Annotated in this window: 5 protein-coding genes; 4 read left to right on the plus strand and 1 reads right to left on the minus strand. The window is 71.8% G+C overall.

What is annotated here, in order from left to right; genetic code table 11:
• Window positions 1-299: 299 nt before the first annotated feature.
• A complete protein-coding gene (locus tag HV701_RS26365; RefSeq protein ID WP_175135945.1) occupies window positions 300-1,490 on the plus strand; it encodes a low temperature requirement protein A in 1,191 nt (396 codons plus the stop codon).
• Window positions 1,491-1,598: 108 nt separating this feature from the next.
• Here HV701_RS26365 and HV701_RS26370 read toward each other — a convergent pair whose 3' ends face one another.
• Entirely contained in the window at window positions 1,599-2,519 is a 921-nt protein-coding gene (locus HV701_RS26370) for a helix-turn-helix domain-containing protein (RefSeq protein ID WP_175135949.1), read from the minus strand.
• Between the two features lie 177 nt (window positions 2,520-2,696).
• On the opposite strand from HV701_RS26370, the gene HV701_RS26375 reads away from it, so the two are divergent.
• The 3 genes from HV701_RS26375 to HV701_RS26385 all read left to right on the plus strand — a co-directional run.
• Window positions 2,697-4,724 (plus strand): TonB-dependent receptor, encoded by a 2,028-nt coding sequence (locus HV701_RS26375; protein WP_175135946.1) that lies wholly within the window; start codon window positions 2,697-2,699, stop codon window positions 4,722-4,724.
• A gap of 21 nt (window positions 4,725-4,745) precedes the next feature.
• Window positions 4,746-5,780, plus strand: a complete 1,035-nt coding sequence (locus HV701_RS26380; RefSeq protein ID WP_175135947.1) for a class I SAM-dependent methyltransferase — start codon at window positions 4,746-4,748, stop codon at window positions 5,778-5,780.
• Window positions 5,777-6,720: MFS transporter (locus HV701_RS26385; RefSeq protein WP_175135948.1), on the plus strand; the 944-nt coding region annotated here is incomplete at its 3' end. The genes HV701_RS26380 and HV701_RS26385, both read left to right, overlap by 4 nt.

The following is a 6,720-nucleotide window of genomic DNA, read 5'->3' on the forward strand; positions in this document are numbered from 1 at the left end:
CACCGCGGCCCTGGCCACGGCGGGCGCGGCGCCAGTGGCGGCGCTGGCCGGCGGCTACCGGCTGACCTTCCTGGCCGGCGCCGTGATCGCGGCCGTGGCGGCGGCGCTGAGCGCGGCGCTGGTGCGTTCGCGCAACCGCGAGCTGGGCGGCCACGGTGAGGCGCCGGCGGGCCACTGACGCCGGGCGCTCAAGCCCGGGCGCGTCGTGGCGGCGCCACGTCTTTTGAATTCTTTACGGTTGCCCTGCCCGGCCAGGAGTAATCTGGCGGCGCCCCTTCACCGGACAGGAAGCGCCCGCCATGACATTCCTTGCCAGCGCCAATCTGCTGCGCCGCCGCGATGGCCACGAGGCCCGCGTCACGTTTGTCGAGCTGTTCTTCGACCTGGTCTACGTCTTTGCCGTGACGCAGCTGTCGCACAGCCTGCTGCATGACCTGACGCCGATGGGCGCGCTGCACGCCCTGGTGCTGTGGTTCGCGGTGTGGCTGGGCTGGCAATACACCTGCTGGGTCACCAACTGGTTCGATCCCGACGCGCTGCCGATGCGGCTGATGCTGTTCGGCGTGATGCTGGTGGGGCTGGTGGCGGCCACCGTGCTGCCGGGCGCCTTTGGCGAGAGCGGCTTGCTCTTCGCGCTCTGCTATGCGGCGATCCAGGTGGGGCGCACGCTGTTCGTGGTGCTGCACCTGGGGCCGTCGCATCCGCTGGCGCCGAACTTTCGCCGCATGCTGGGCTGGCTGTGCCTATCGGCGGCGCTATGGATCGCCGGCGGCCTGTCCTCGGGCGATACGCGGCTGATGCTGTGGATCCTGGCGGTGGCCTGCGAGTATTTTTCGCCCATGGCGGGGTTCTGGCTGCCGGGCCTGGGGCGCTCCACGACCCGCGACTGGACCATCGAGGGCGGCCATCTGGCCGAACGCTGCCAGTTGTTCGTGATCGTGGCGCTGGGCGAGACGCTGCTGATCACCGGCGCCACGCTCGGCGAACATCCGCACTGGAACGTCCCCACCCTGATCGCGCTGCTGGCCGCGTTCCTGGGTACGGCGGCGATGTGGTGGGTGTACTTCGACACCAGCAGCAAGGACGGCAGCCATGCCATTGCGCACCACGCCGATCCGGGACGGGTCGGCGCCTACTTCCATTACGTGCACGTGATCCTGATCGCCGGCGTGATCGTCTCGGCGGTGGCCAACGAATTGGTCATCCTGCACCCGGACGGCCGCATCGTCACGGCGGCCGCCGCCGCGCTGCTCGGCGGTCCGGCGCTGTACCTGCTGGGCAACGGCATCTACAAGACCGTGGTGTACGGGCGCTTTCCGCTGTCGCATGGGGCCGGGCTGGTGCTGCTGGCGGTGCTGGCGCCGGCCGCGTTCGTCACCGACAACCTGATGGTGGGCGGTCTGACGACGCTGATCATGATGCTGGTGGCCGGATGGGAAAGCGTGTCGCGGCGACGGGCGCAGGCCGCGCGCCAAGGGCGCGCGTCATAGGGCAGGCTTCATGGGGCAAACGTCGTGGGACACGTATCTTGGTGGCACGCGTTGCAGGAGCATGCGACAGCGCATGCACAGAGGGCAACGACCTTGCTGCCCGCCGCGTCAGCGCCGCTTGCCGAATACCGACTTGGGCGCGCGGCCGTGGAAGCGGGTGAAGGCTGCGCTGAAGTTGGCGGGATGGCGGTAACCCACCTGATAGGCCGCCTGCGCCACCTGGCAGCCGCCTTCCAGCAATTCCCAGGCGCGCCGCATGCGCATCGCGGCTAGCAGCCGCATGGGACTGTCGCCATATAGCGCGCGAAAGCCCTGCTTGAGCTTGAATTCGTTCAGCCCGGTCGCCAGGCACAGGTATTGCACCGTGAGCTCGCGGTCCATCTGCGCTTGCATCAGCGCATGGGCGCGCTCCAGCCGCGCAATGTCGGCCTGGCTGAGCCGGCCCGGCGCCGGAGGCGGCGCCAGCGCGCGCAACTGGCGCGACAGCAGCGTCAGCGCCTTGATGTGGGTGTCCAGCGGGTCGCTGGTCCGCGCCAGCTCGGCCGCGACGGCGGCCAGGTCGGCGCTGGTGCGGCCCTGCGCCAGGCGCCGCAGGCCGCCGGCGCCGAACAACGCCTCGGCCTGGGCCTGGCCGGCGTAGCGGCGCAGCGCCGGCTCGCCCACCAACAGGCGCAATTGCGACACAGTGCTGCCGCCCAGGTAGCGGCGCTCGCCCAGGTGGCGGCGAAACGCCGTCACCGTGGTCTGGCCGCCGCGGAAATCCAACTGGGCGCCATCCGCGCCGCGATAGGCCGAAACCCCGCCCAGCGCCAGCGTGATGACCAGCGTGCGTCCACCCTGCCCGGCGGCGTTCTCTTCGATCAGATCGCGGGCGGGCGTGTACTGCGAATGCACCAGCGCCAGGCCATCGCCCAGTTCCAGGCGGTCGGCATGGCAATCGCCCAGGTCGGCGGGCAGGGCCAGCCGCGTCCAACCGGGACGGGAACCGGGGCGGGGCCGGGCAAGCGTGGCGGAAATGCGCAGGGACATGATGTCGACGGTCGGCGGCGCCGGGGGCGCCGGGGTGAAAGAAGGCATGCGCCGGATTGCATACGAATCGATCCGGCTCGCATATGAATGCTAATGATAGGCGTTCGCAAAAGGAAATACCATCTTCGGGACGGCGCCGCACGTTGGGCCGCCGTGACTGTCCGTACAGGAATCCCGATGATCCGCCCTCTTCCTCACCCTCGCGCCGCCTGGGTCCTGCTGTGGCTTTGCGCCAGCGCCGCCGCGCAAGCGCAACCGGCCGCGCCGCCATCTTCCGCGCCGCCCCTCGCTCCCGCCGCGCAACTGCCGGCCATCACGGTCACCGCCGACAAGCAGGCGCGCGCGCTCGAATCCCTGCCCGGCAGCCTGTCGGTGTTCGACGGCGACAGCCTGGAAAGCCAGGGCGTCCTCGATATCGACGGACTACAACGCGTCACGCCGGGCCTGACGTTCCAGCCGTTCGGCCAGGCCGGCGTCAACGCGGCGGTGATGCGCGGCCTGTCGGCCAACTTCTTTTCGTTCTCGACCTCGACCCTGCTGGTGGTCGATGGCGTGCCCACGCTGATGGCGCAGGGTTTCGACGACCCGTTGCTGGATATCGACCGCGTCGAGGTCCTGCGCGGCCCGCAATCGACCCTGTATGGCCGCAACGCCGAGGCCGGCGTCATCAACGTCCATACCCGCCCGCCCGGCGATATCGTGCGCGGCAGCGTCTCCACCACCGTCGGCAGCCGCGACCTGCGCATGCTGCGCTTCGACCTGAGCGGGCCGATCGTCGATGACACCCTCTACGCCAGCGTGGCCGGCGCCTGGCGCAGCCAAGACGGCTTCATCGACAACACCTACACCGGCCGGCGCGAGGACGACCGCGCGCTGCGCAACGGCAAGCTGGCCCTGCGCTGGACGCCATCGGCGCGCACCGACGCCACGTTGCGCTATGCGCAGATCAACTACCGGGACGGCGCCGCGCTGTGGGGCTCGCCCACCGCCGACCGCGCCACCGTGGCCTCCGGCACGCCCGGTTGGAACCGATCCATCGGCCGCAGCGCCTCGCTGGCGCTGCGCCACGAACTGGACAGCGGCCTGCGCCTGACCTCGGTCACGGCCTGGAACGACCTGCGCGACCGCGTGCAGCAGGACACCGACTTCCAGCCCGCCGACCTGCTGCACATCGCCCGCGACCACCATTTCCGCACCCTGTCGCAGGAGTTGCGCCTGGCGGGCACGCTGGGTCGCGCGCAATGGCTGGCCGGCCTGTATGCCGATGGCGACGACCATGACCTGCGCAACACCCAGAAGATGCCGCGCGGCCTGACTGAAAGCGTGGTGCGGCTGCGCGGCCAATCCCGCGCCGCCTTCACCCATTGGACCGTGCCGCTGGCCGCACGCTGGACGCTGGAGGCCGGCGCCCGGGTCGAGCGCGACACGCTGCGCTTCACCCCGCGCGGCGACAGCGCGCGCCGCGCCGACTGGACCCGCGTCACGCCCAAGCTGGCGCTGCAATACGCCTTCGCGCCGCGCCAGCAGGTCTATGCCTCGGTGGCCGATGGTTTCCGCGCCGGCGGCTTCAATGTGTTTTCGCCAGCGGCCGACTACGCCGCCTACCAGCCGGAGACGCTGCGCGCGTACGAGATCGGCGCCAAGGGCTGGCTGCCGGGCAACCGTCTGCGCTACGGCGCCGCGCTGTACCTGATGACGGTCGACAACATGCAGGTGCAGCAGATGCCGCTGCCCGGGCTGGTGTACGTCACCAACGCCGCGACGGCGCGCTCGATCGGCGCCGAGTTCGAACTCGAATACCTGCTGGGCCAGGGCTGGTCGCTGCAGGCCGGGCTGGGGCTGAACCGCACCCGCTTCAGCCACTTCCGCGATGGCGCCAACGACTACAGCGGCAACCAGAACCCGTTCGCGCCGCGCGTCAACGGCCACCTGACGGCGCGCTATGACGCGCCGGCCGGCTGGTACGCGCAGGCCTCGCTCAGCGGCACCGGCCCGGTGTACCTGGACGCGGCCAACCGCTACCGCCGCAACGGCTTCGCGCGGGTCAACCTGGCCGCCGGCGTCACGGTGCGGCAGGTGGAGATCTCGGCCTACGTCAACAACCTGGCCAACCGCCGCTACGACGCCGTGGGCTACCAGAACGGCATCGTCACCGTCTACAGCCCGCCGCGCGAACTGGGCCTGCGCCTGACCTGGCGCCTGTGAACCGCTTACCAAGGAACCCCCATGCCGACTTCTCCCCTGCCCCTGCAACGTTATTGGAACCTGGCCGCCGCGCCGGTCGAAACCGCCGCGCTCGACGCCGCGCTGGAACTGGATCTGTTCGCGCACCTGGTGACGCCAGCCAGCGCGGCGCAGGTCGCCCAGGCGCTGGCGCTGCGCCCGGCCGCCGCCGAACACTTGCTGGACCTGCTGTGGGGCCTGCGCCTGCTGCATCGCATCGCTGGCGAACCCACGCTGTACCGCTGCGGCGCCACGGCCCGCGCCCACTTCCTGGCGGGCCGGCCCGGCTACTGCGGCGACGCCTGGCGCTACCGGCGCCGCGTGCTGGCGCAATCCGGCGAACAGTTGATGCAGCGGCTGCGCCAGGACCCGGCCACCGCGCTCGCCACGCCGCCGGGCGCCGCGTCCGAGGCCAGCGGCTGGGCTCAGGCGGCGCGGGTGCAGATCGGCCAGGAACAGCGCGTGCTGGCCGTGGCCGCCGCGCGCGAGGCGGTCGCCTGCGTGCCCGGCGCCGACGCGGCGCGGCGCATCCTGGACCTGGGCGGCGGCCCGGGCCTGATCGGTATCGCGCTGGTGCAGGACCGACCGAACGCCAGCGGTGTGGTGTTCGACTGGCCCGAGACCGCCGCGGTGGCGCGCGAGAACATCGCCGCCGCCGGGCTGGCCGAGCGCATGGTGGCCGTCGGCGGCGACCTGGCCACGGCCGACATCGGCGCCGGCTACGACCTGGTGTGGTGCTCGTCGGTGCTGCATTTCGTGCCCGACGCCGCCGCCGCGCTGCGCAAGATGCACGATGCGCTGGCGCCGGGCGGGCTGCTGGTGATGGCGCACGCCGAGATTCCGGAGGACGCCGATGCCGCCGCGCGCGTGCTGCGCTATTACCTGCCGATGCTGCTGCTGGGGCGGCGCGTGACGCGCCAGGGCCAGTTGGCGCAGGCGCTGCGCGACACCGGCTTCACCGAGGTGCGCGGCTTCGATTCCGACCGCTTTCCGCTGGCGCCGCTGCATGTGCTGTCGGCGCGGCGGACCGCGCCATGACGCCGGCGCTGCGCCACTTTCTGGCCCAGGCGCTGTTCGGCTGGCTCAACCTGGCGCTGACCGCGCCCGGCGTCTATCTCTGGCTGGGCCTGCCGCTGGTGCTGCGCCAGCACGGCTGGTCCGGCACTGCCATCGGCCTGTTCCAATTGGCCAGCCTGCCGACCGTATTCAAGTTCCTGCTGGCGATGCCGCTGGACCGCCGCGGCGCGGGCCGGGGCGGCTACCGGCGCTGGACGGTGGCGCTGCTGCTGGCCTACGCCGCCGTGCTGCTCGCGCTGGGCTGGCGCGACCTGTTGAATGATGGCGCCATGCTGTTCGCGCTGGCGGCCGCCGCCGCCCTGGCCGGCACCTGGGTCGACATACCCGTTAACGCGCTGGCGATCCGCGTGCTGCCCGCCGCCAGCCGTGCCTGGGCCGGCGGCATCCGCTCGATGGCGCTGTGCCTGGGCGCGATCGCCGGCGGCGGCCTGATGCTGCTGGCGCAGGCGCGCTGGGGCTGGCAGGCGCCTTTCCTCATCATGGCCGCCGCGCTGGCGTTGGGCGCGGCGCTGACGCTGCTGCTGCGGGAAACCGTCGATGCCGCGCAGAGGGGGGACGCGAGCGACGGCCTTGCAGGCGATGCGCCCATCGACATGGCCGCCGCGTTGGCGCCGGACGGCTCAAGCAGGCCGCAGCCCGCGCCAACCGCCGCCTCGACCGCGCGCCAGGCGATGGCGTACCTGCGCCAGCCCGCCAGCCGTCGCTGGCTGCCGTTGCTGGCCCTGCTGTTTCCCTTCATCGGCGCCAGTTGGTTCTACCTGAAACCGCTGCTGCTGGACCACGGCCTGGCGCCCGAGCGCGTGGCGTGGCTGGTGGGGGTGGCGGGCGGCGCGGTGGGCGCCGTCGGCAGCGTGGCCGGCGCGCGCCTGCTCAAGCGCCTGGGACCGGGCCGCGCGGTGCC

Source organism: Achromobacter pulmonis, assembly GCF_902859765.1.
Lineage (GTDB): Bacteria > Pseudomonadota > Gammaproteobacteria > Burkholderiales > Burkholderiaceae_B > Achromobacter > Achromobacter pulmonis.

Excerpts from the sequence above, each read along its gene's own strand:
- HV701_RS26375 (WP_175135946.1), top strand. The coding sequence starts at position 2,697 with ATGATCCGCCCTCTTCCTCACCCTCGCGCCGCCTGGGTCCTGCTGTGG.
- HV701_RS26365 (WP_175135945.1), top strand. The coding sequence starts at position 300 with ATGACATTCCTTGCCAGCGCCAATCTGCTGCGCCGCCGCGATGGCCAC.
- HV701_RS26380 (WP_175135947.1), top strand. The coding sequence starts at position 4,746 with ATGCCGACTTCTCCCCTGCCCCTGCAACGTTATTGGAACCTGGCCGCC.
- HV701_RS26370 (WP_175135949.1), bottom strand. The coding sequence starts at position 2,519 with ATGTCCCTGCGCATTTCCGCCACGCTTGCCCGGCCCCGCCCCGGTTCC.